The organism is Citrobacter sp. Ct235, from assembly GCF_030332305.1.
In the GTDB taxonomy this organism is placed as follows: domain Bacteria; phylum Pseudomonadota; class Gammaproteobacteria; order Enterobacterales; family Enterobacteriaceae; genus Citrobacter_A; species Citrobacter_A telavivensis.
In genome coordinates this window covers 243,549-265,067 of sequence record NZ_JAOWIC010000039.1, presented here as the reverse complement: position 1 = coordinate 265,067, position 21,519 = coordinate 243,549, and the positions used below count along the sequence as shown (strand labels likewise).

Genomic DNA, 21,519 nt, shown 5'->3' with positions numbered 1-21,519 from the left:
TTCCTTTTATGTTAAGGGGCTGGACGCTGCATTGTTAGCCAGATATTCTGCCCGGTATGTTCAAATTTCCTGAATGAGAACGATATGGCCAAAGAAAGGGCATTAACGCTTGAGGCATTACGCGTAATGGACGCGATAGATCGCCGCGGTAGCTTTGCTGCAGCGGCAGATGAACTGGGACGCGTGCCGTCTGCGCTCAGCTACACCATGCAGAAGCTGGAAGAAGAGTTGGATGTCGTGCTGTTTGACCGCTCCGGGCATCGTACAAAATTTACTAACGTTGGGCGCATGCTGCTGGAAAGAGGGCGCGTGCTGCTGGAGGCGGCTGATAAGCTCACCACGGACGCTGAGGCGCTGGCGCGAGGGTGGGAGACGCATCTGACGATTGTGACCGAGGCGCTGGTGCCAACCCCGGCCTTTTTCCCGCTCATCGATAAACTGGCCCTCAAAGCCAATACGCAGCTTTCGGTGATCACCGAAGTGCTGGCAGGGGCATGGGAGCGGCTGGAACAGGGCAGGGCGGATATCGTGGTGGCCCCGGACATGCACTTTCGCTCGTCGTCTGAAATTAACTCCCGCAAGCTTTATACCCTGATGAACGTCTATGTTGCCGCACCGGATCACCCGATTCATCAGGAGCCGGAACCGCTGTCGGAAGTGACGCGCGTGAAGTATCGCGGCGTCGCGGTCGCGGATACCGCGCGTGAACGTCCGGTATTAACGGTACAACTGTTGGATAAACAAGCGCGCCTCACCGTCAGTACCATCGAAGACAAGCGTCAGGCGTTGCTGGCAGGATTAGGGGTGGCGACGATGCCTTATCCGCTGGTGGAACAGGATATTGCCGAAGGGCGACTGCGCGTGGTCAGTCCGGAATCGACCAGCGAGATTGACATCATTATGGCCTGGCGGCGAGACAGTATGGGTGAAGCTAAAGCCTGGTGTCTGCGTGAAATTCCAAAACTGTTTGCCAGGAAATAAACGACGCTTTTCTTCAGGATTATCATATTCGGGGCAAACCGATTGCCCCGAAGCCACTCAACGCATGTCGTTTTGTTTAGGGTCAGGTCCGAAGCGGTTTTCGCCGGGCGTGCCGTCCTGACAGCTAAAGATGATGATCACCAGCCAGCCGATGACAGGAATCACTAACAATAACAGCCACCAGGCGGTTCGATCGGTATCGTGCAGACGCCGGAACTGAACGGCCCAACTGGGTAAAAAGACGAGGATCGCGTAAATCGTCGTCAGTACCCCTTCTCCTCCGGCACGCTGCCAGCCAAACATCTTATCCAGAACGCCCAGTACGAACGCGAAGATGATGTTGACCAGAATAAACATCCAGAACTCTTTGCGGCGGGCCCGACCGCCGAAACCGACATAATTGCGTAAAACGTTTATATACCAGTCCATTTTCGCCTCAACCTTATGACAATCACTTGTTTTAAAAGCAATCAAAATAAGAGTAGTTGCGAATGATTAGATGGTAAATATTTGAATAATGAATTAATAAGGCCCCCTGAAAGGTGCCTGGAGAGTGATGACAAACCTCATCCCGATACTGGACAAGCAGAGAGCGCCTAATTAAACGCCAGGAAAATCAATTCATTGATTTTCGGCTGATAACCACAAAGAAGGAAAAACCCCGTTTTTCCTTCTTTGTCAGCGGACTGAGGCACCCTGAAGGGTACCTGGATTCACTCAGCGAAACGGCCGTCACGCCCGTGTGGTTCGTTGAGATCCTGCCACGGGCCAATGGAAATAATGCCCGTCGGATTAATGGTCTTATGGCTGCGGAAATAGTGGTTGCGAATATGGTCAAAATTGACCGTTTCCGCGATGCCCGGCATCTGGTAAATATCGCGCAGGAAACCATACAGGTTGAGATAGTCGCTAATGCGATGCTTGTCGCATTTGAAATGCGTGACGTACACCGGATCAAAGCGGACGAGCGTTGTCCACAAACGAATATCCGCCTCTGTTAGCCGATTGCCCGTCAGATAGCGATGCTGGCCGAGGATCTGCTCCAGTCGCGCCAGCGCGGTAAAGACGTTTTCTACGGCGTCGTCATAGGCTTGCTGGCTGGTGGCAAAACCCGCTTTATAGACGCCATTGTTAACGTTGTCATAAATCCAGCTGTTCAGTTCGTCGATTTTATTGCGCAGTTCAGGGGGATAGTAGTCCCCGGCTTTTGCGCCCAGCGCATCAAACGCCGTATTGAACATGCGAATAATTTCAGCGGATTCATTGCTGACAATTGTATGGTTCTTTTTATCCCACAGCACTGGCACGGTCACGCGACCGCTGTAATGGGGATCGGCGTGCAGGTAAAGCTGATACAGAAATTCGTGCTGATATAAGGTATCACCCGTGGCCGCCGGGAAATCATCGTCAAAAGTCCAGCCGTTTTCCAGCATCAATGGATTCACAACTGAGACCGAGATAAACGGCTCCAGTCCCTTGAGCTTACGCAGGATTAACGTACGGTGCGCCCATGGACAGGCGAGTGAAACATACAGGTGATAGCGGTCTTTTTCCGCAGCAAAACCGCCCTCGCCGGAAGGGCCAGGCGCGCCATCCGCGGTGAGCCAGTTACGGAATGCCGATACAGAACGTTGAAATTTTCCCCCGGTGGATTTGGTATCATACCAGGTGTCATGCCAGACGCCGTCGATCAGTTGTCCCATGATTTCTTTCCCTCAGATAGCAAAAACGAGGAGAAAATCCCCTCGTTCTTTTCATTCATTATAGAGCGTTTACCACTTTTTGTTCAGTACGCGGTCGATACTGAATGCGCCCGGACCGGTAATACCCAGCAGCAGGAAACCGCCAGCGATGGTCAGGTTTTTCATGAACATCAGCGAGTTAACGCCTTCAGCAAAGTTACTGTGGAAGATAAACGCGGTCAGCAGCGTGAAGCCTGCGGTAAACAGCGCGGTGGTACGGGTCAGGAAACCGAACAGAATCGCCAGACCGCCGCCAAACTCGAGCAAAATGGTCAGTGGCAGCAGGAATCCCGGAACGCCCATCGCTTCCATATACTGTTGAGTACCGGCGTAACCGGTGATTTTTCCCCAACCTGCGGTAATAAACAGGATTGGCATCAGAATACGCGCTACCAGTACACCAACATCTTCTAATTTTTTCATTCTTCTCTCCAGGAAACCACACAGACTGCTGATTTTGTTTTTTAGTGCAATTTCGCGGTGTTCCGCGTCATTGCTGTCGATGGAGAGAATCATAAGCGTGAAGAATGAGAATTGTTAGCAAGGAAAACTGTCAGTAATCTTCAAAAATTTTGATTTTGTAGTGGCGCGGTATTGCAGTTGCCGGATGGCGGCTACGCCTTATCCGGCCTACATATTGAGTGCGAGAGTCGGATAAGAGAAGCGCCATGCGGCGAAGTAGGGAGAGGTCGAGTGCGTAAGCCAGATGGCGGCTACGCCTTATCTGGCCAACATATTGAGTGCGAGAGTCGGATAAGAGAAGCGCCATACGGCGAAGTAGGGAGAGGTCGAGTGCGTAAGCCAGATGGCGGCTACGCCTTATCTGGCCTACATATTGAGTGCGAGAGTCGGATAAGAGAAGCGCCATCAGGCGACAGGCGAGCGCAGCGTCTTTTTGACCAGCCGCCATGCGCTCCAGAGGCCGACCCCACGCCTTGCCCAACGCACGAGCAGGTTAGGGTGGCGAATCGTCCAGACCGCCATCACGCTGCTGCCAACCAGCGCCCACGAGCGCAAACTCAGCAGCGTGTTCCAGCCGCGATCGTAAGCGCCCGTGGCTTCCAGCCAGTCACGACGACTGGCTGAAAGATCCAGCCGTTGCTGTTGGATCTCACGAAGCAGCCGGGCCTTACGTTGTGCACGTTCACCTTTACCGCTCACGACTCTCCTCCTCGAGCAATTGCCGGTCATTCGCCAGTTCATGGCGGGTATGGCGTAACAAGGTGGAGCGCCGCGCTTTGCGCAGCGTCCATATTCCGCCAATCAGCGCCAGAGCCAGCAGAACGACCGTGGTGGCGATCATCGCATTGAGCCGATACTGCGGGTCGACGGCCCAGATGATTAACACCATCAGGCTCATCAAACCAAATGCAGCGAAGAGCATGGTGAGTCCCAGCATCAGCAGGAGCTGAAAGAGGTTAGCCTTTTCTTCTTCCAGCTCGACCACTGCCAGACGCAACCGGGTTTCCACCATCTCAACGAGGATAGTGACAATCCGCTGCCCGATACCCAGAACGCTTTTCCCGGGCCCTTGTGCGTGATGAGGATCCGCCATCATTAACGACGCGACAGCAGAACGCCCAGCACGACGCCCACTGCCGCGCCAATCCCGACGCCGGTCCACGGATTTTCGCGCACATAGTCGTCAGCACGCGCAGCGGCTTCACGCGTCTGTTTGGCAATGGCATCGCCCGTTTCACCGAGGCGATAGCGGCTCTCTTTCAGCGCGCGCTCGGCTTTGCTGCGGATCTTACTCAACTCTTCTTTCGATTTATCCCCAGAGGAGTTCAGCACCTCTTCCAGCGTATCGGCCAGGGATTTCAACTCAGCGCGCAGATGTTCCGATGTGTTTTCTTTCGACATAGTATTCTCCAGGTGAGTAAGTGGTCTGATGCTTAGTAGTCGCGAGCCTCGAGCTCTTTGAGTTCAGCCCGGGCTTCCGCCAGCTTGCGCTCGCGTTTGGCAATTTTGTCCGCATCGCCTTTTTGCTTCGCTTCAGCGAGATCGCGCTGACGTTCGGCAATCTCTTCCTTCTGTTCCGCAATTTTTTCCTGATGATCGGCGCGCAGCTTGCTGTCAGTACAGTTGGCCCTGACTTCGCTGAGCGCTTTTTTCAGCCCATTAATACGGTTCTGGTTGTTGTGTTTTTCGGCGTAGCTGATTTCCCGTTGAATATCCTGCTCTTTTTCCTGGCAGAGGGTGTTGGCGTAGCTGCCGGCACTGAGAGCGAAAAGGGAAATTGCGAAAGCGATGCGGTATTTCATTCTTGAACCTTCCATTGTGACTCGTCCCCATGAATTCAGAAACGATGATCCAGTGATAAAGCGACAGGGTGACCCCATCGCCTCATTAATCATAGACATTAATCGCTGAAATCACCAAAGTGGGTGATATGATTCGGATTCCTGGAGATTACCCTACCCGATGCGGGGGCTCTCGTAAACGTGACAACCACTGGACGGCCTGATTGTTATCATCCTGTTGGGCAATGATGTAGCCGTTGGGCAGCGTTTTGTCGAGAACCGCTTTGGCTGCGGCACTCTGGGCGCTGGAATCGAAAGTGATGAGCAGAGTGTCATTCTTCGGTGTAATGCTTTTGAAACGAATACCGTTAGCGTCGAGGTGATGCCAGATCGAGAAACCGTCCGGCATGCTGGCTCCCTGGTGAACGGCACGGATCGCAAGCGTTGATTCTTGCTGACGAATCGCAGACCAGACCAACAGCGTGGCGCTTATCGCCAGCAGAAAGGCGGTACTCCAGGCCAGTTGTTTAAGCGTTATGCGCGGTTTCAGCATCCCTTACCCTCGATTCCCGTATTTCTTTTTCCACAGGACGACCAGCGAACCGCCCAGGCCAAAAACCAGCAGCACCACGGGTAACAGCATCAGGCAAGACATTAACTGATCTTCATACTTCAGGAATACCGGCGTTTTACCCAACAGATAACCCAGACTGGTTAAAATCAGCACCCACAGTAACCCGCTCATCCAGTTGAAAAATTGAAAACGGGCATTATTCAGGCCGGACAAACCCGCGATGGTAGGCAGCAAGGTACGAACAAATGCGATAAAACGGCCAATAAGCAGGGCGGAAAGACCATGCTTATGGAATAAATGGTGGGCGCGTTGGTGATAGTGGGCGGGCAGGTGCGATAACCAGTTTTGTACGATGCGGGTATTGCCCAGCCATCGGCCCTGAATATAGCTCAGCCAGCAACCGAGGCTTGCCGCCGCGGTCAGCAACAAAATGGTTTGCGGAAAGCCCATTGCGCCTTTAGCAATCAGAACGCCCACTAAAACCAGCAGGCTGTCGCCGGGCAAAAAGGCGGCTGGCAGCAACCCGTTCTCCAGAAACAGAATCATAAATAAAACAAAATACAGCATGCCAATCATGGAAGGATTGGCCAGTGTTTCAAAATCCTGCGCCCACAGGGCATGCAGTAATTGAGTCAAAAGTTCCATTCAGTATTCCAGGTCGAATTGGTTAACGTCACGCCGGGTTCAGAAGTTTGCTACGCCGCATCATTGTTAATGTTTTGCATGGTGTGCGGACGGCGCAAAGCCGCGGCCTGAACTATTCCCTGTTAAAAGTTATGAATTAAGCAAGCACTAACAAACATAAATTCGAATTGCATCTAATTGTAACAAAGGTCAACGTAGTCCGTTATAGAAATTACACGTCCGTGAAGTGTGATTCTGCTGATCGCAGGAGAGGGTGGCGAGAGGATTTACACAGGCTGACACTTTATACCTTTCGCTTACTGACAGGCGCAGCGGCGCGCCTGTCGAATCAAGAAATTTTATTTTGTTGCGTTAGCCGCCGTATCGAGATGAACCACCGGATTTTCGGCAAACAGGTAACGGTCGGCATTAAATTCAAAATCGTCGCTGGTTTCATTGAACAGCATGATTTTTGTGTTTTCGAGATGCTGCCACATCGCCAGTTTTGCCGCATGCGGGTCTTTGCGGATCAACGCCTTAAGGATTTGATCGTGGTCGTCACACCAGTTATCCACGGTACGCGCATCAATGTGTTCGTGCAGTTTCTTCCAGTACGGGTTGTGACTGCGCTGAGTCCACATTTTTTCTACGATAGCGGCCAGCGCTGAGTTCTGCGTGGCTAACGCCACCTGAATGTGGAATTGCAGATCCCATTCGGAGTCGCGGAAACATTTCTCGTTGCGCGCCTGTTCCTGGATTGCCATCAGTTTCATGATGTCCTGCTTGGTGACCTGCGTGGCAGCAAACTCCGCAATGTTGCTTTCAATAAGCTGGCGCGCCTGTAGCAATTCAAAAGGACCGTAGTTGGCAAACTCCAGCGACTCGTCAGTGGCCTGCTGGTGGCGCGGCTGATTAGAAATCACGTGAATCCCGGAACCTTTACGGACTTCAACAAATCCTTCGACTTCCAGCATGATGATGGCTTCACGAACCACGGTACGGCTGACGTTTTTTTCATCGGCAATAAAACGCTCTGCAGGCAATTTATCACCCACCAGGTAAACGCCCTGTTCGATGCGCTCTTTTAAATCAGCAGCAAGTTGTTGATACAAACGTCGTGGTTCGGTGATTTCCATATGCACTCCAGGCATGATACGGCAGACTGTATTTGTTATACCACTTTCGCGAGGTTGGCTCCACACGCAGAAACGAAAAAGCCGCCTGCGAGTGCCAGCAGGCGGCCTGGTTTGCTTACGTGTTATCCGTCGGCAGGCTAACTCTGCGCCGCCGGTTTATCGAACTGCGAGTCGGAATCTACGTCACTGGCCGGTTTGTTTTGCAGCACGGTCCAGATAACCAGCGCACCGAGCAGGTCGAACACGGCCAGGACCGCAAACAGCGGGCTGAAGCCGATGGTGTCCGCCAGCGCGCCGACCACCAGGGCAAACAGCGTGCTTGCCAGCCAGGCGGACATCCCGGTCAGGCCGTTCGCCGTTGCCACTTCATTACGACCAAAGACGTCAGATGAGAGTGTAATCAGCGCCCCGGACAGTGCCTGGTGAGCAAAACCACCAATACACAGCAGCATGATGGCGATGTATGGGCTGGTGAAAAGACCGATCATCCCTGGGCCAATCATCAGCACGGCGCCCAATGTAACGACCATTTTACGTGAGACAATCAGGTTGACGCCAAACCAGCGCTGGAACAGCGGCGGCAGGTAACCGCCCACGATGCAACCAAGATCGGCAAATAGCATCGGCATCCAGGCAAACATCGCAATTTCTTTCAGGTTAAAGCCATAGACTTTAAACATGAACAGCGGGATCCAGGCGTTAAATGTCCCCCAGGCTGGCTCAGCAAGGAAACGCGGCAGGGCGATACCCCAGAACTGGCGGTTACGCAGGATCTGCACGAGCGACATTTTCTTTTGGGTGCTGTTTTTGTGCTGCGCTTCCTGACCATTAATAATGTAGTCGCGCTCTTCGTCCGTTAGTTTTTTCTGGTCACGCGGGTGCTTATAGAAGATAAGCCAGGACATCGCCCAGATGAAGCTCAGGACGCCAGAGATGATGAAGGCCATCTGCCAACTGTGCATCACAATCGCCCAGACAACCAGCGGCGGAGCAATCATCGCACCGATAGAGGAGCCGACGTTAAAGTAGCCGACCGCAATGGAGCGCTCTTTCGCCGGGAACCATTCGGAACTGGCTTTCAGACCCGCCGGGATCATCGCGGCTTCTGCCGCACCGACAGCGCCACGCGCCAGCGCCAGGCCACCCCAGCTTCCTGCCAGCGCGGTTGCGCCACAGAAAACGGCCCATAGCACGGCAAACATCGCATAGCCTATTTTGGTGCCCAGTATGTCCAGCACATAGCCGGCAACAGGTTGCATGACAGTGTAAGCAGCAGAATAGGCTGCGATGATATAGGAGTACTGTTGGGTGGAGATGTGCAACTCTTCCATCAGAGTTGGCGCAGCTGCCGCCACAGTGTTACGCGTCAGGTAACCCAGCACGGTGCCAAGCGTCACCAGTGCAATCATGTACCAACGTAACCCTTTAATTTTACGCATGTAAAACCTCATCGTTTTGTTATTTCCGCAAGGAGCGCGGTCATCTTCCTGCCTGGGGCAGAGGATGCTGTTTACGACGGGGTAACCCAAAAAAGCCGGTACGCCCGAACGTTGCCATAAATAAATTTTGCTAATTCGGTTTCCGTACCGGTGAATCCGATGATGAATCATCGGTAATTTTGCATTCCGTCTGCTTATGTATCGCGACGGCAGAAAGATAACTTGTCATACAACTTTAAAAGGTGAGTGCCATCACAAAAGTGTGAATCTTAGCATGGTTATTATTTCAATTAGGCGACACCAGAGCTGGCGCGGCCTGGAACGGTATTTACCTCTTTGAGGGTAAATAATTTGTCAGCATTTATTGATCTATCTCACGAAAATATCTACAGGCTATGGAAATTGGTGTGATAACTTTGTCAGCATCGCTCTATAAGCAATCAGACGCACTCGTTGAGAGGAAGACGAAAATGACCCCGTTTATGACAGAAGATTTTCTACTTGATACTGAATTTGCCCGCCGTCTGTATCATGATTACGCCAAAGACCAGCCTATCTTCGATTACCATTGCCATCTGCCGCCGCAGCAAATCGCCGAAGACTACCGATTCAATAACCTGTATGACATCTGGCTGAAAGGTGACCATTACAAATGGCGCGCCATGCGCACCAACGGTGTCGCTGAGCGCCTGTGTACCGGCGACGCCTCGGATCGCGAGAAGTTTGACGCGTGGGCGGCGACGGTTCCGCATACTATCGGCAACCCGTTATACCACTGGACACACCTTGAACTGCGTCGTCCGTTTGGCGTGACCGGCAAATTGCTCTCTCCATCAACGGCGGACGAGATCTGGAATCAGTGCAATGAACTGCTGGCGCAGGATGCGTTCTCCGCCCGCGGTATCATGCAGCAGATGAACGTGAAAATGGTTGGTACCACTGACGATCCAATTGATTCGCTGGAGCATCATGCAACGGTCGCAAAAGACAGCAGTTTCTCGGTGAAAGTCTTGCCGAGCTGGCGTCCGGATAAAGCCTTCAATATTGAACAGGCGACCTTCAACGATTACATGGCAAAACTGGGTGAAGTGTCTGACACCGACATCCGTCGCTTTACCGATCTGCAAAGCGCGCTGACCAAACGTCTTGACCACTTCGCGGCGCACGGTTGCAAAGTCTCCGACCATGCGCTGGACGTGGTGCTGTTTGCCGAGTCCAGCGAAGCGGAACTGGATAGTATTCTGGCACGCCGTCTGGCGGGCGAGACGCTGAGCGAGCATGAAGTGGCACAGTTCAAAACCGCGGTGTTGGTGTTCCTGGGCGCGGAATATGCGCGTCGTGGTTGGGTACAGCAGTACCACATTGGTGCTCTGCGCAATAACAACCTGCGTCAGTTCAAACTGCTGGGGCCGGATGTGGGTTTTGACTCTATCAACGACCGTCCGATGGCTGAAGAGCTGTCAAAACTGCTCAGCAAGCAGAATGAAGAGAACCTGTTGCCGAAAACCATCCTTTACTGCCTGAACCCACGCGATAACGAAGTGTTGGGCACGATGATCGGCAACTTCCAGGGTGAAGGGATGCCAGGAAAAATGCAGTTCGGTTCCGGCTGGTGGTTCAACGATCAGAAAGACGGTATGGAACGTCAGATGACGCAACTGGCGCAACTGGGTCTGTTGAGCCGCTTTGTCGGCATGTTAACCGACAGTCGCAGCTTCCTCTCGTACACCCGTCATGAGTACTTCCGCCGCATTCTGTGCCAGATGATTGGTCGCTGGGTGCAGGCCGGTGAAGCCCCGGCGGATAGTCAACTGCTGGGTGAGATGGTGAAAAATATTTGCTTTAACAATGCGCGTGATTACTTCGCCATTGAACTGAACTAAGGTCCGGGGTTGATATGCAATACATCAAAATCCATGTGCAGGATAACGTTGCGGTCGCGCTGGCTGATTTGGCGCAGGGAACTGAAGTCACTGTGGATAACCACACCGTAACGCTTCGCCAGGATGTCACTCGCGGACATAAATTTGCCTTGAGTGACATCAAGAAAGGAACGTACGTGATTAAGTATGGCCAGCCTATCGGCCATGCTCTGGCGGACATTGCGGCGGGTGAACATATTCACGCCCACAATACTCGCACCAATCTGAGCGATTTGGATGAGTATAGCTATCAACCTGATTTTCAGGATCTTCCTGCCCAACCTGCGGATCGCGACGTGCAGATTTATCGTCGCGCCAGTGGGGAGGTCGGGGTACGAAACGAACTCTGGATCCTGCCTACCGTTGGCTGCGTCAACGGGATTGCACGCCAGATCCAGAACCGTTTCCTGAAAGAGACCAACGATGCCGAGGGTACCGACGGTGTCTTCCTGTTCAGCCACACCTACGGCTGCTCGCAACTTGGCGACGATCACATCAATACCCGTACCATGCTGCAAAACATGGTCCGTCACCCGAATGCGGGCGCAGTGCTGGTGATTGGCCTGGGGTGTGAAAATAACCAGGTGGATGCCTTCCGCGAAACGCTCGGCGAGTTCGATCCTGAGCGCGTGCACTTTATGATTTGTCAGCATCAGGACGATGAAGTGGAGGCCGGGCTTGAACACCTCCATCAGCTTTACGAAGTGATGCGTCACGACAGGCGCGAGCCAGGGAAACTGAGCGAGCTGAAGTTTGGTCTGGAGTGTGGCGGTTCTGACGGGCTTTCCGGGATCACCGCAAACCCGATGCTTGGCCGTTTCTCTGACTATATGATTGCCAACGGCGGTACCACCGTTCTGACTGAAGTGCCGGAGATGTTCGGAGCGGAGCAACTGCTGATGAGTCATTGTCGTGACGAAGAGACGTTCGGCAAACTGGTCACCATGGTCAATGACTTCAAGCAGTACTTTATTGCCCATAACCAGCCGATTTACGAGAACCCCTCGCCGGGTAACAAAGCCGGTGGGATCACCACGCTGGAAGATAAGTCGCTGGGCTGCACGCAGAAAGCGGGCTCCAGTCAGGTGGTTGACGTACTACGCTACGGCGAACGTCTGAAAACTCACGGGCTGAATCTGCTGAGCGCGCCGGGTAATGATGCGGTTGCTACCAGTGCGCTGGCGGGTGCCGGTTGCCATATGGTGTTATTCAGCACCGGTCGCGGTACTCCTTACGGCGGGTTTGTGCCGACGGTGAAAATCGCCACCAACAGCGAACTGGCCGCGAAGAAAAAGCACTGGATCGACTTTGATGCTGGCCAACTGATCCACGGCAAAGCGATGCCACAACTGCTGAATGAGTTCGTTGATACCATCGTCGATTTTGCCAACGGCAAGCAGACCTGCAACGAACGCAATGATTTCCGCGAACTGGCTATCTTTAAAAGCGGCGTAACATTGTAATTACCCATTATCTTTCGCATCGCAGCGGGAATGACCGAACTGGCCGTCTTGCCTTGCTGTGGCACGGAATCTTTCGGGTAATCACGTGAGTCTGGATTTTAAAAACGACGTTTCATATGATGAAGCGTCGTTTGTTTTTGTATTTCCTGACAAGGATCCCCCATGACCGCGTATTGGCTGGCTCAGGGCGTAGGTGTACTCGCGTTTCTGATTGGCATTACCACGTTTTTCAACCGCGATGAGCGCCGTTTCCGACTCCAGCTTGCCGTCTATAGCGCCACAATAGGCGTACACTTCTTTCTGATGGGCGCCTGGCCCGCCGGGATGAGCGCAGAACTCAACACCGTGCGTACCCTGGTGTCCATGCGCACCCGTAAACTGTGGGTGATGGCGCTGTTTATTATCCTCACACTGGTGCTTGGGCTGGCGAAGCTACAGCACGCGATGGAAATTCTGCCCATCATCGGTACGCTCGCCAGTACCTGGGCGCTGTTCCGCTGTAAGGGATTAACGGTGCGCTGCGTGATGTGGTGTGCGACAGCCTGCTGGGTGGTGCATAACTTCTGGCTGGGATCGATTGGCGGTACGCTGATTGAAGGCAGTTTTCTGGTGATGAACGGGCTGAACATTATCCGCTTCTGGCGCATGAAACGCCGGGGAATCGATCCGTTCAAAATTGAGAAAAGCGTGCAGGAAGAGAACCCTTCCGCCAGATGACGGAAGGGGCAGGCGCTTAGCTGCGCAGAGGATTATTTGCCAGACGTTCGTCTTCAGCCTGACAGGCCGCAGCGGTAAACAGAACGTCAGTTGACGAGTTCAGCGCGGTTTCACAGGAATCCTGCAACACGCCGATGATAAAGCCAACGGCAACAACCTGCATGGCGATATCGTTAGGGATACCAAACATATTACACGCCAGCGGTATCAGTAGCAGCGAGCCGCCCGCGACGCCCGATGCGCCACAGGCACACAGAGAGGCGACGACGCTCAGCAGCAGCGCGGTGGGCAGATCCACCGGGATCCCCAACGTATTCACCGCCGCCAGCGTTAACACCGTAATGGTGATCGCTGCGCCCGCCATATTGATGGTTGCGCCCAGCGGGATAGAAACGGAATAGGTATCGCGATCCAGATTCAGCTTTTCACACAGCGCCATATTCACCGGAATATTCGCCGCAGAACTGCGGGTGAAGAAGGCGTAGACGCCGCTTTCACGCAGGCAGGCAAAGACCAGCGGATACGGGTTGCGACGAATTTTCCAGAACACCAGCAGCGGGTTGATGACCAGCGCAACCAGAGCCATACAGCCAACCAGCACGACCAGCAGTTGCGCGTAGCCCCACAGCGTAGCGAAACCGGTGGTCGCCAGCGTGGAAGAGACCAGGCCAAAAATACCGATCGGTGCAAAACGGATCACCAGTTTCACCATAAAGGTGACGGCATCCGACATGTCATTGACCAGATTTTTGGTGGTGTCGTTGCCGTGACGCAGGGCAAAACCGAGGCCGACCGCCCACACCAGGATGCCGATATAGTTGGCATTCAGCAGTGCATCAATAGGGTTGGAGACCATGCTCATCAGCAGACCGCGCAGGACTTCCACGATGCCCGACGGCGGCACAATATCATTTGCGCTGGTGGTCAGATGCAGCGTTGAAGGGAAGGCAAAACTGAAGACCACCGCGGCAAGCGCGGCAGAAAATGTCCCCAGCAGATAGAGAAACAGAATCGGGCGGATGCTGGTTTTTTGCCCGTGCTGATGGTTAGCGATAGACGCCATCACCAGCATCAGAACCAGCACCGGGGCAACGGCTTTTAACGCGCCGACGAACAGTGTGCCGAGCAAACCCACGGCAATAGCCGCCGGTTTTGAAATCCATGCCAGTAAGATCCCCAGTACGAGACCGACCAAAATTTGTTTTACCAGGCTTCCTTGAGCCAAACGCTGCAGCAGCCCCGGAGAACGTTGCGTAGTCATTTCATCATCCTTTCATTGTGTTGTTGCTCATCCTTTGCGCGTTCTATGGACGCCTCTTTCCGGATGTAACAAAGTGTTTGCCTGGTTGAGTATAAGGAAAGATAAAGCTTCTGGAAGCGAAATATGCTGGATTTTATGCTGCGATCATATTTTATAACTTAACATTAACAATGATGTGACATGTTCTGCAAAATGTAGACAGCGGATTGTCTATTGGCCGGGGACGCGCTAGCGCCGCCCGGCTCGACAGAATTACGCCTGCTGTTTCTTATCATGCTGATAGTTGACCCAGGCATTGATCAGTAACGTCACGACCAGGATGCCAAATACCACGCCCAGCGAAATCGCAATCGGGATATGGTAGAAGTCGACGATCAGCATCTTGATGCCGATAAATACCAGGATCACCGCCAGACCGTATTTCAGCATTGAGAACCGCTCTGCAACCCCTGACAGCAGGAAGTACATTGCACGCAGACCGAGGATCGCGAACAGGTTTGAGGTCAGCACGATGAACGGGTCGGTGGTGACGGCGAAGATGGCGGGAATACTGTCGACCGCAAAAATAACGTCGCTCAGTTCCACCAGAATCAGCACCAGCATCAGCGGCGTGACATACAGCAGACCATTTTTACGCACGAAGAAATGTTCGTTTTCGATGGTATCGGTCATACGCAGATGTCCGCGCAGCCAGCGTACCAGCGGTTTGTCGCCGATTCCGGAATCGTCCTCTTTCGCCAGCGCCATCTTCACCCCGGTAAACAGGAGGAACGCGCCAAAAAGGTACAGGATCCAGTCGAACTGGGTGATGAGCCAGGTGCCGGCAAAAATCATTACCGTACGCAGGATGATTGCGCCCAACACGCCGTACACCAGTACCCGACGCTGCAGTGCTGGCGGCACCGAGAAGTAGCTGAACAGCATCAGCCAGACAAAGACGTTATCGACGGCGAGAGATTTTTCAATCAGATAACCGGTGAGGAACGCCAGCGCCTGCGGATCGGCGACGGCGCGGCCTTCGGTTTGTACCAGGTACCACCAGAACGCAGCGTTAAACAGCAACGAGAGCGTGACCCAGACCAGGGACCAGGCGGCCGCTTGCTTCATGGTCATCGTATGTACGCCACGACGCCCCTGCAAAAAGAGGTCGATAGCCAGCATAATCACCACAACAACAGCGAATCCGCCCCATAACAACGGTGTGCCGACAGTATTCATAAATATTCCTTACGCATAAAAAAGGCCAACGTCGGAAGACGTCAGCCGCTGCTTTTTTATGCATAGACCTCGCCTTCCGGCAAGGTCTCACTTACAACAAAAAAAGAATGCGTTAACGCATTCCTTTTTCGTTGCCCGGTGACCGGATGTGGTTTCTCACACATCGTAATGACGATCGACCGACAATGAAGTTACTCCCCTTTGCAGGTAACAAAATATGACAGGCCACGCATTCCGTCAATGGCCTGTAACATCTGTTTTACAATGTTTTACGCAGTGGCCGCACGGCTGACGTCATCTGCCGGGAAGATGACGCCGGTCTGGCGACGAATCTCGGTCAGCAGTTTTGCCGTGATGCGACTGTTCGACAATCCTGGATGATTCACTTCATTGGCGTCCACCAGTTCTGCAAACGCCTGTGCCTCATACAGCATAGTATTGATGTGCTGTGGTTGGGTAAGGTCCTGGGTTTTCCCGCCGCGTGGAACAAAGCAGACCTTCTGGCATTCGGAGATTTTTTCGATCACCAGCGATCCGGCCTCACCCTGGATTTCGCTGTCGATAACGGAGTCGCTCACTTTGGAATGCTGGAGAGTGACGCTGAAATCACCGTAGTCCATCACCACGACGCCATGGGCATCGACGCCGCTTTCCAACAAACTGGCGCAGGCCTGTACGCTGTGCGGTTCTCCCCACAGCGCCACGGCGGAGGCCAGGCAGTAGAAACCGATGTCCATGATCGATCCGTTGGAGAAGGCAGGGTTAAAGGTGTTCGGGTTTTCGCCGTCGAGATAGCGCTGATAGCGCGAAGAGTACTGGCAGTAATTGAGGAACGCTTTGCGCACCTTACCGACTTTCGGCAGCGACTGCTGTAGTAGCAGGAAATTAGGCAGACTGGCGGTTTTAAAGGCTTCATAGAGCACCACCTGATTTTCCCGCGCACAGGCGATAGCGGCTTCCACTTCGGTCAGATTCGACGCCAGCGGTTTTTCGCAGATCACATGCTTTTTATGGCTCAGAAACAGTTGGGTCTGGGGAAAGTGCAGCGAGTTCGGACTGGCAATGTACACCGCATCAATCGCATCGCTCTGCGCCATTGCATCCAGCGAGGTAAACAGATGCTCGACGAGGTAATCATTAGCGAAAGTTTGCGCCTGTTCGAGGCTGCGGGAATAAACTGCGGTTAATTTATATTTGCCGGTCTCATGGGCGGCATCCACAAACTGACGGGTGATCCAGTTTGTGCCAATCACTGCGAAACGTATCATAAATGCCTTCAGGCTCCATAAAGGGATTCTTTCGTCAATTTAGCACGCCTTTATGACAAAGCCAGTGCGCTACTGCGCAGTTTCCTTTAACGACAACTGCGTCAACCAGAGGCGCGTATCAAATTCCAACTGGTGATACTGTGGTTCCATGTGGCAGCAAAGCTGATAAAACGCTTTGTTGTGCTCTTTTTCCTTCAGATGCGCCAGTTCGTGTACGACGATCATCCGTAAAAAGGGTTCTGGCGCGTTGCGAAACACGGTGGCGACGCGGATCTCGGCTTTCGCTTTTAGCTTGCCGCCCTGCACGCGAGAGACTGCCGTGTGCAGACCAAGCGCATTTTTCAGTACGTGGATCTTATTGTCATACATCACTTTGTTGATCGGCGGGGCATTACGCAGAAACTGACTTTTCAGATCCTGGGTGTATTGCCACAGCGCTTTATCCGTCGCGAAATCATGCGTTCCCGGATAGCGCTTTTCCAGCACCGTGCCCAGTCGCTGCTCGGCAATCAGCGTGCGCACCTGTGAAAGCAGGTTCTCCGGGTAGCCCTGGAGGTAGTTCAGTTCGTTCATCTCAGTCCACGCCAATTAACAAAATTGTTGTATACTCACGCACCCTTTTAAGGGATACGCCGAAATTTTACCATTCAGGAGGGCCGATGAGCCACACAGACAACGGTTTCCGTTCACTGACACTAAAACGTTTCCCGGAAACGGACGACGTTAACCCACTGCTGGCGTGGGAAGCGGCGGATGAGTATCTGCTGCAACAGTTGGACGATACGGAGATTCGCGGCCCGGTGCTGATCCTGAACGATACCTTCGGTGCGCTGAGCTGTGCGCTGGCGGAGCAGTCGCCGTACAGCATTGGTGATTCTTATTTAAGCGAACTGGCGACGCGGGAAAATTTACGCCATAACGATATCGCGGAGTCCAGCGTCAAGTTTCTCGACAGCACGGCGGAGTATCCGCAGGCACCGGGCGTGGTACTCATCAAAGTGCCAAAAACGCTGGCGCTGCTTGAGCAACAGCTGCGTGCGCTGCGAAAAGTGGTGACCCCGCAAACCCGCATCATTGCCGGCGCGAAGGCGCGTGACATCCATAACTCCACGCTGGAGTTATTTGAGAAAGTGCTCGGTCCAACGACCACCACGCTGGCGTGGAAAAAGGCGCGTCTCATCAACTGCACTTTCAGTGAACCGGCTCTGGCCGAAGCACCGGAGACACTAAGCTGGAAACTGGAAGGCACCGACTGGACCATCCACAACCATGCCAACGTTTTCTCCCGCACCGGGCTGGATATTGGTGCGCGCTTCTTTATGCAGAACCTGCCAGAGAATCTGGAAGGGGAGATTGTCGATCTCGGCTGCGGCAACGGGGTGATTGGCCTGACGCTGCTGGAAAAAAATCCACAGGCTAACGTGGTCTTTGTCGATGAATCTCCGATGGCGGTCGCTTCCAGCCGTCTGAATGTGGAAACCAACCTCCCTGAGGCCATCGATCGCTGCGAGTTTATGATTAACAACGCGCTGTCCGGGGTTGAGCCTTTCCGCTTTACTGCCGTACTGTGCAATCCGCCGTTCCATCAGAAGCATGCGCTGACGGATAACATTGCCTGGGAAATGTTCCACCACGCCCGTCGTTGCCTGAAGATCAATGGCGAGCTGTATATCGTCGCCAACCGTCATCTCGACTACTTCCACAAGCTGAAGAAGATCTTCGGCAACTGCACCACCGTCGCCACCAACAATAAGTTTGTGGTGCTCAAAGCGGTGAAAGTCGGCCGCCGTCGCTAAGAGAATACCCGGCACGCATAGCATGGCCGGGTTTTTTCTGGAAGGATGCCCGCAAACGCAACATTCATCCTTCCTCTAAATACTGTGTTAAAAGGCTTTCAACTATTTCTGGTGTAACGTCAGGCTGATTCGTTCAATACTGCGAGTTGCCATTATGGCAACTCGTGTTATGATATTGCCAATTTGTCAACGGATGTGATGAAGAATGCACCTGATAACACTGAAAGCATTGCGAGATGCTGCTGAAAAATATCCGCAGCATACATCGGAGTTAGTCGCGCTGGGGAATGTCCTTTCTAAGGGTTACTTTAGAACCCCTGCAGCTTTGAAAGCGGTTTTTCCTTCTCTGGATAATTTTAAGTATCTTGATAAACACTATGTGATCAATATTGGCCGAAATGCGTTACGCGTGGTGGTCTTACTCTTTTTCACCTCGCAAAAATGCTATATACGACATGTGCTTACACATAAAGAATATGACGCTTTCACCGCAATGCATCGTACCAAGGGGAAAAAATGATGGTGATTTCAGAAATCCTGAAAGCAGGTGAAAAGCTGACTGCCGTTGCGCCTTTTTTAGCGGGGATCCATAACGAAGAACAGTACGCAGATGCGATGCAGTTTATCGATCATCTGTTGCTTAACGATCCTGATAACCCGTTGCTGGATCTCGTTTGCACCAAAATCAGCGCCTGGGAAAAATCAGCGCCGGAATTTGCGGAGTTTAATGCGTTACTGGAAACAATGCCTGCCGGAGTATCGATCATCCGTGTTTTGATGGACCAGCACGGATTGAACATGTCAGATCTTCCGGAGATAGGCAGCAAGTCGATGGTGTCGCGGGTGTTAAATGGGCAGAGAAAGTTAACACTGGAACATGCGAAGAAATTAGCCGCGCGGTTTGGTATATCACCCGCGCTATTTATTGATTGAATCCAATATTTGCGCCGATTGGCTGCCCGGCACGCATAGCGTGGCCGGGTAACGCGTTAAATTCCCAGCGCCAGACGGGTGCCCTGGGCAATGGCCCGACGAGCATCCAGTTCCATCGCCACATCACAGCCGCCGATGACGTGCACGGTTTTTCCCGCCGCATGCAGCGGTTCGGCCAGTTCGCGGCGTGGCTCCTGACCGGCACAAATAATGACATTATCGACCTCCAGCGTTCGTGCTTCGTTACCGATCAACACGTGCAGACCGGCGTCGTCGATCTTCTGATAGCTGACTGCCGGGATCATCTTCACGCCGCGTGAAAGCAGCGTAGTGCGATGGATCCAGCCGGTGGTTTTCCCCAGTCCCTCTCCGGGTTTGCTGGCCTTACGCTGGAGCATCACTATCTGACGCGGACTGCGAGCCAGATGCGGGCCTTCCGGACGTAATCCACCGGCCTGTTGCAGGCTGGTGTCGATGCCCCATTCCACACAGAAATCAGCAATGCTCTGACTGGTCGGTTCACCGGGCTGGCTCAGGTACATCGCGGTATCAAAGCCGATCCCTCCGCAGCCAACGATGGCTACCCGACTCCCCACCGGGGTTTTATCGCGCAACACGTCGAGATAGGTTAAGACCTTCGGATGATCAATGCCGTCTATCGGTGGCCTGCGTGGCTCGATCCCGCTGGCGAGGATCACCTCATCGAATGCCAGCAGATCGTCTGCCACCGCATAATGATTCAGTTTCAGGGTGACGCCAGTGACGTCGATCATCCGGCGGTAATAGCGGAGCGTTTCATAAAACTCCTCTTTACCGGGGATCTGTTTGGCGATATTGAACTGTCCGCCGATTTCGCCCTGCGCATCAAAGAGGGTGACGTGATGGCCACGTGCCGCCGCATTGATGGCAAAGGCGAGGCCCGCCGGACCCGCACCGACGACGGCCAGATTTTTAAGCGCGGTGGCTGCAACAATGGGCATTTTGGTTTCGTGACAGGCGCGTGGATTCACCAGGCATGAGGTCACTTTACCGACGAAGATCTGATCCAGACACGCCTGATTACAGCCGATGCAGGTATTAATCTCATCGGCACGCCCCGATTGGGCTTTCGATAACAGCTCGGCATCCGCGAGGAACGGGCGCGCCATCGACACCATGTCGGCATCACCGCGCGCCAGAATCTCATCGGCAACCTGCGGATCGTTAATGCGATTGGTGGTGACCAACGGCAGCGAAACGTGGCCTTTCAGTTTACGCGTGACCCAGCTAAAGGCACCGCGCGGCACCGGCGTAGCGATGGTGGGAATGCGCGCTTCATGCCAGCCAATTCCGGTGTTGATAAGGGTCGCGCCTGCGGCTTCGACGGCCTGCGCCAGTTGCACAGTTTCTGCGAAGGTGCCGCCGTTTTCCACCAGGTCGAGCATCGACAGGCGGTAGATAATAATAAAGTCATTCCCCACCCGCTGGCGGACTGCGCGTACCACCTCAACGGCAAAGCGCATGCGGCTGGTGTAATCGCCACCCCAATCGTCGTCGCGCTGATTGGTGCGCAGGGTGAGAAACTCGTTAATCAAATAGCCTTCTGAACCCATGATTTCGACGCCGTCGTAACCGGCTTCCCGCGCCAGTTGAGCGCAGTGGGCGAAGTCCTCAATCAGTTGCAGAATTTCTTCGTGGCTCAGGGCGTGCGGAGTAAACCGGTTGATGGGGGCCTGAATTGCTGACGGGGCCACCAGTTGCGGCTGATAGCTGTAGCGCCCGGTGTGCAGGATCTGTAGCGCGATTTTCCCGCCTTCGTTATGAACAGCATCGGTAATGATGCGGTGGTGTGGCACCTGCCGGGCATCGTTGAGCGTAGCGCCGCCCTCCATCGTGACGCCAGACGGCGCAGGCGCAATACCGCCGGTGACAATCAGCGCGACGCCATGCCGGGCGCGTTCGGCATAGAAGGCCGCCAGTCGTTCAGCACCATCAGGATACTCTTCCAGCCCGGTGTGCATTGAGCCCATCAGCACGCGGTTTTTAAGCTGAGTAAAGCCGAGATCAAGCGGGGCGAACAGCGACGGATAGCTCATAAGATTGTCCAGTATGTAAAATTATTGTTATGTGGTCGGATGAGTTACTAATTTAGCCGTCGACGGGTAAAAGGGAAAAGGGGAATGCAATGATTGTGATGGGATTCAAAAAAAGCCCCCGGTTACA

23 protein-coding genes are annotated in these 21,519 nt (G+C 53.5%); 7 read left to right on the top strand and 16 right to left on the bottom strand.

Annotated elements, in window-relative coordinates; genetic code table 11:
- Window positions 1–84 precede the first annotated feature (84 nt).
- A complete protein-coding gene (gene yhaJ / locus OGY35_RS05665; RefSeq protein WP_042325229.1) occupies window positions 85–981 on the top strand; it encodes a DNA-binding transcriptional regulator YhaJ in 897 nt (298 codons plus the stop codon).
- Between the two features lie 57 nt (window positions 982–1,038).
- Here the strand turns inward: yhaJ and OGY35_RS05660 are convergent, their stop codons facing one another.
- The 11 genes from OGY35_RS05660 to exuT form a co-directional block, all read right to left on the bottom strand.
- Window positions 1,039–1,410, bottom strand: a complete 372-nt coding sequence (locus OGY35_RS05660; RefSeq protein WP_286631641.1) for a DUF805 domain-containing protein — start codon at window positions 1,408–1,410, stop codon at window positions 1,039–1,041.
- 284 nt (window positions 1,411–1,694) lie between these two features.
- A complete protein-coding gene (locus OGY35_RS05655) occupies window positions 1,695–2,684 on the bottom strand; it encodes a glutathione S-transferase family protein (RefSeq protein WP_286631640.1) in 990 nt (329 codons plus the stop codon).
- Between the two features lie 69 nt (window positions 2,685–2,753).
- Entirely contained in the window at window positions 2,754–3,146 is a 393-nt protein-coding gene (locus OGY35_RS05650) for a DoxX family protein (protein WP_040073926.1), read from the bottom strand.
- A gap of 444 nt (window positions 3,147–3,590) precedes the next feature.
- Window positions 3,591–3,884, bottom strand: coding sequence for a YqjK-like family protein (locus OGY35_RS05645; protein ID WP_152406092.1), 294 nt, complete (start codon window positions 3,882–3,884; stop codon window positions 3,591–3,593).
- A complete protein-coding gene (locus OGY35_RS05640; RefSeq protein WP_042325334.1) occupies window positions 3,874–4,278 on the bottom strand; it encodes a phage holin family protein in 405 nt (134 codons plus the stop codon). The genes OGY35_RS05645 and OGY35_RS05640 overlap by 11 nt, the downstream gene beginning before the upstream one ends.
- 2 nt (window positions 4,279–4,280) lie before the next feature.
- A complete protein-coding gene (locus OGY35_RS05635) occupies window positions 4,281–4,586 on the bottom strand; it encodes an ElaB/YgaM/YqjD family protein (RefSeq protein ID WP_042325238.1) in 306 nt (101 codons plus the stop codon).
- Window positions 4,587–4,618: 32 nt separating this feature from the next.
- Window positions 4,619–4,987, bottom strand: coding sequence for a DUF1090 domain-containing protein (locus OGY35_RS05630; protein ID WP_152406091.1), 369 nt, complete (start codon window positions 4,985–4,987; stop codon window positions 4,619–4,621).
- A gap of 148 nt (window positions 4,988–5,135) precedes the next feature.
- Window positions 5,136–5,519: an EnvZ/OmpR regulon moderator MzrA gene (mzrA, locus tag OGY35_RS05625; RefSeq protein WP_152406090.1), complete on the bottom strand. Its 384-nt coding sequence runs from the start codon at window positions 5,517–5,519 to the stop codon at window positions 5,136–5,138.
- A gap of 3 nt (window positions 5,520–5,522) precedes the next feature.
- A complete protein-coding gene (yqjA, locus tag OGY35_RS05620; protein WP_042998225.1) occupies window positions 5,523–6,185 on the bottom strand; it encodes a DedA family general envelope maintenance protein YqjA in 663 nt (220 codons plus the stop codon).
- Between the two features lie 338 nt (window positions 6,186–6,523).
- Complete coding sequence (gene exuR, locus OGY35_RS05615) at window positions 6,524–7,300, bottom strand: transcriptional regulator ExuR (protein WP_061076235.1); 777 nt, start codon at window positions 7,298–7,300, stop codon at window positions 6,524–6,526.
- A 137-nt stretch (window positions 7,301–7,437) separates the two neighbouring features.
- A complete protein-coding gene (gene exuT / locus OGY35_RS05610; protein WP_152406089.1) occupies window positions 7,438–8,739 on the bottom strand; it encodes a hexuronate transporter ExuT in 1,302 nt (433 codons plus the stop codon).
- A gap of 470 nt (window positions 8,740–9,209) precedes the next feature.
- Here exuT and uxaC point away from each other — a divergent pair, with 470 nt between their 5' ends.
- The 3 genes from uxaC (at window position 9,210) to OGY35_RS05595 (ending at window position 12,841) form a co-directional block, all read left to right on the top strand.
- Entirely contained in the window at window positions 9,210–10,622 is a 1,413-nt protein-coding gene (uxaC, locus tag OGY35_RS05605) for a glucuronate isomerase (RefSeq protein WP_178827502.1), read from the top strand.
- A gap of 14 nt (window positions 10,623–10,636) precedes the next feature.
- On the top strand, window positions 10,637–12,124 hold the full coding sequence (locus OGY35_RS05600) for a UxaA family hydrolase (protein WP_152406087.1): 1,488 nt from the start codon (window positions 10,637–10,639) through the stop codon (window positions 12,122–12,124).
- A 162-nt stretch (window positions 12,125–12,286) separates the two neighbouring features.
- Complete coding sequence (locus OGY35_RS05595; RefSeq protein ID WP_061076238.1) at window positions 12,287–12,841, top strand: YgjV family protein; 555 nt, start codon at window positions 12,287–12,289, stop codon at window positions 12,839–12,841.
- Between the two features lie 16 nt (window positions 12,842–12,857).
- On the opposite strand, the gene sstT is transcribed toward OGY35_RS05595, so the two are convergent.
- The 4 genes from sstT to OGY35_RS05575 form a co-directional block, all read right to left on the bottom strand.
- A complete protein-coding gene (gene sstT / locus OGY35_RS05590) occupies window positions 12,858–14,102 on the bottom strand; it encodes a serine/threonine transporter SstT (protein WP_286631638.1) in 1,245 nt (414 codons plus the stop codon).
- A gap of 252 nt (window positions 14,103–14,354) precedes the next feature.
- On the bottom strand, window positions 14,355–15,320 hold the full coding sequence (locus tag OGY35_RS05585) for a TerC family protein (RefSeq protein ID WP_152406085.1): 966 nt from the start codon (window positions 15,318–15,320) through the stop codon (window positions 14,355–14,357).
- Between the two features lie 269 nt (window positions 15,321–15,589).
- On the bottom strand, window positions 15,590–16,588 hold the full coding sequence (locus tag OGY35_RS05580) for a Gfo/Idh/MocA family protein (protein WP_152406084.1): 999 nt from the start codon (window positions 16,586–16,588) through the stop codon (window positions 15,590–15,592).
- A gap of 69 nt (window positions 16,589–16,657) precedes the next feature.
- Window positions 16,658–17,161 (bottom strand): M48 metallopeptidase family protein, encoded by a 504-nt coding sequence (locus OGY35_RS05575; protein WP_152406083.1) that lies wholly within the window; start codon window positions 17,159–17,161, stop codon window positions 16,658–16,660.
- An 86-nt stretch (window positions 17,162–17,247) separates the two neighbouring features.
- On the opposite strand from OGY35_RS05575, the gene rlmG reads away from it, so the two are divergent.
- The 3 genes from rlmG to OGY35_RS05560 all read left to right on the top strand — a co-directional run bounded on the left by rlmG (window position 17,248) and on the right by OGY35_RS05560 (window position 19,317).
- Window positions 17,248–18,384 (top strand): 23S rRNA (guanine(1835)-N(2))-methyltransferase RlmG, encoded by a 1,137-nt coding sequence (rlmG, locus tag OGY35_RS05570; RefSeq protein WP_286631637.1) that lies wholly within the window; start codon window positions 17,248–17,250, stop codon window positions 18,382–18,384.
- A 205-nt stretch (window positions 18,385–18,589) separates the two neighbouring features.
- A complete protein-coding gene (locus OGY35_RS05565; RefSeq protein ID WP_286631635.1) occupies window positions 18,590–18,904 on the top strand; it encodes a type II toxin-antitoxin system HigB family toxin in 315 nt (104 codons plus the stop codon).
- Window positions 18,901–19,317 (top strand): helix-turn-helix domain-containing protein, encoded by a 417-nt coding sequence (locus tag OGY35_RS05560; protein ID WP_286631634.1) that lies wholly within the window; start codon window positions 18,901–18,903, stop codon window positions 19,315–19,317. The genes OGY35_RS05565 and OGY35_RS05560 overlap by 4 nt, the downstream gene beginning before the upstream one ends.
- Before the next feature lie 56 nt (window positions 19,318–19,373).
- Here the strand turns inward: OGY35_RS05560 and OGY35_RS05555 are convergent, their stop codons facing one another.
- Complete coding sequence (locus OGY35_RS05555) at window positions 19,374–21,392, bottom strand: oxidoreductase (RefSeq protein WP_286631633.1); 2,019 nt, start codon at window positions 21,390–21,392, stop codon at window positions 19,374–19,376.
- Between the last annotated feature and the right edge of the window lie 127 nt (window positions 21,393–21,519).

Coding starts and splice junctions, on each gene's coding strand:
- OGY35_RS05555 (WP_286631633.1), bottom strand. CDS start 21,392: ATGAGCTATCCGTCGCTGTTCGCCCCGCTTGATCTCGGCTTTACTCAG.
- OGY35_RS05580 (WP_152406084.1), bottom strand. CDS start 16,588: ATGATACGTTTCGCAGTGATTGGCACAAACTGGATCACCCGTCAGTTT.
- OGY35_RS05630 (WP_152406091.1), bottom strand. CDS start 4,987: ATGAAATACCGCATCGCTTTCGCAATTTCCCTTTTCGCTCTCAGTGCC.
- yhaJ (WP_042325229.1), top strand. CDS start 85: ATGGCCAAAGAAAGGGCATTAACGCTTGAGGCATTACGCGTAATGGAC.
- OGY35_RS05640 (WP_042325334.1), bottom strand. CDS start 4,278: ATGGCGGATCCTCATCACGCACAAGGGCCCGGGAAAAGCGTTCTGGGT.
- sstT (WP_286631638.1), bottom strand. CDS start 14,102: ATGACTACGCAACGTTCTCCGGGGCTGCTGCAGCGTTTGGCTCAAGGA.
- OGY35_RS05660 (WP_286631641.1), bottom strand. CDS start 1,410: ATGGACTGGTATATAAACGTTTTACGCAATTATGTCGGTTTCGGCGGT.
- exuT (WP_152406089.1), bottom strand. CDS start 8,739: ATGCGTAAAATTAAAGGGTTACGTTGGTACATGATTGCACTGGTGACG.
- uxaC (WP_178827502.1), top strand. CDS start 9,210: ATGACCCCGTTTATGACAGAAGATTTTCTACTTGATACTGAATTTGCC.
- OGY35_RS05560 (WP_286631634.1), top strand. CDS start 18,901: ATGATGGTGATTTCAGAAATCCTGAAAGCAGGTGAAAAGCTGACTGCC.
- mzrA (WP_152406090.1), bottom strand. CDS start 5,519: ATGCTGAAACCGCGCATAACGCTTAAACAACTGGCCTGGAGTACCGCC.
- exuR (WP_061076235.1), bottom strand. CDS start 7,300: ATGGAAATCACCGAACCACGACGTTTGTATCAACAACTTGCTGCTGAT.
- OGY35_RS05635 (WP_042325238.1), bottom strand. CDS start 4,586: ATGTCGAAAGAAAACACATCGGAACATCTGCGCGCTGAGTTGAAATCC.
- yqjA (WP_042998225.1), bottom strand. CDS start 6,185: ATGGAACTTTTGACTCAATTACTGCATGCCCTGTGGGCGCAGGATTTT.
- OGY35_RS05595 (WP_061076238.1), top strand. CDS start 12,287: ATGACCGCGTATTGGCTGGCTCAGGGCGTAGGTGTACTCGCGTTTCTG.
- OGY35_RS05655 (WP_286631640.1), bottom strand. CDS start 2,684: ATGGGACAACTGATCGACGGCGTCTGGCATGACACCTGGTATGATACC.
- OGY35_RS05585 (WP_152406085.1), bottom strand. CDS start 15,320: ATGAATACTGTCGGCACACCGTTGTTATGGGGCGGATTCGCTGTTGTT.
- OGY35_RS05600 (WP_152406087.1), top strand. CDS start 10,637: ATGCAATACATCAAAATCCATGTGCAGGATAACGTTGCGGTCGCGCTG.
- OGY35_RS05565 (WP_286631635.1), top strand. CDS start 18,590: ATGCACCTGATAACACTGAAAGCATTGCGAGATGCTGCTGAAAAATAT.
- OGY35_RS05575 (WP_152406083.1), bottom strand. CDS start 17,161: ATGAACGAACTGAACTACCTCCAGGGCTACCCGGAGAACCTGCTTTCA.
- rlmG (WP_286631637.1), top strand. CDS start 17,248: ATGAGCCACACAGACAACGGTTTCCGTTCACTGACACTAAAACGTTTC.
- OGY35_RS05650 (WP_040073926.1), bottom strand. CDS start 3,146: ATGAAAAAATTAGAAGATGTTGGTGTACTGGTAGCGCGTATTCTGATG.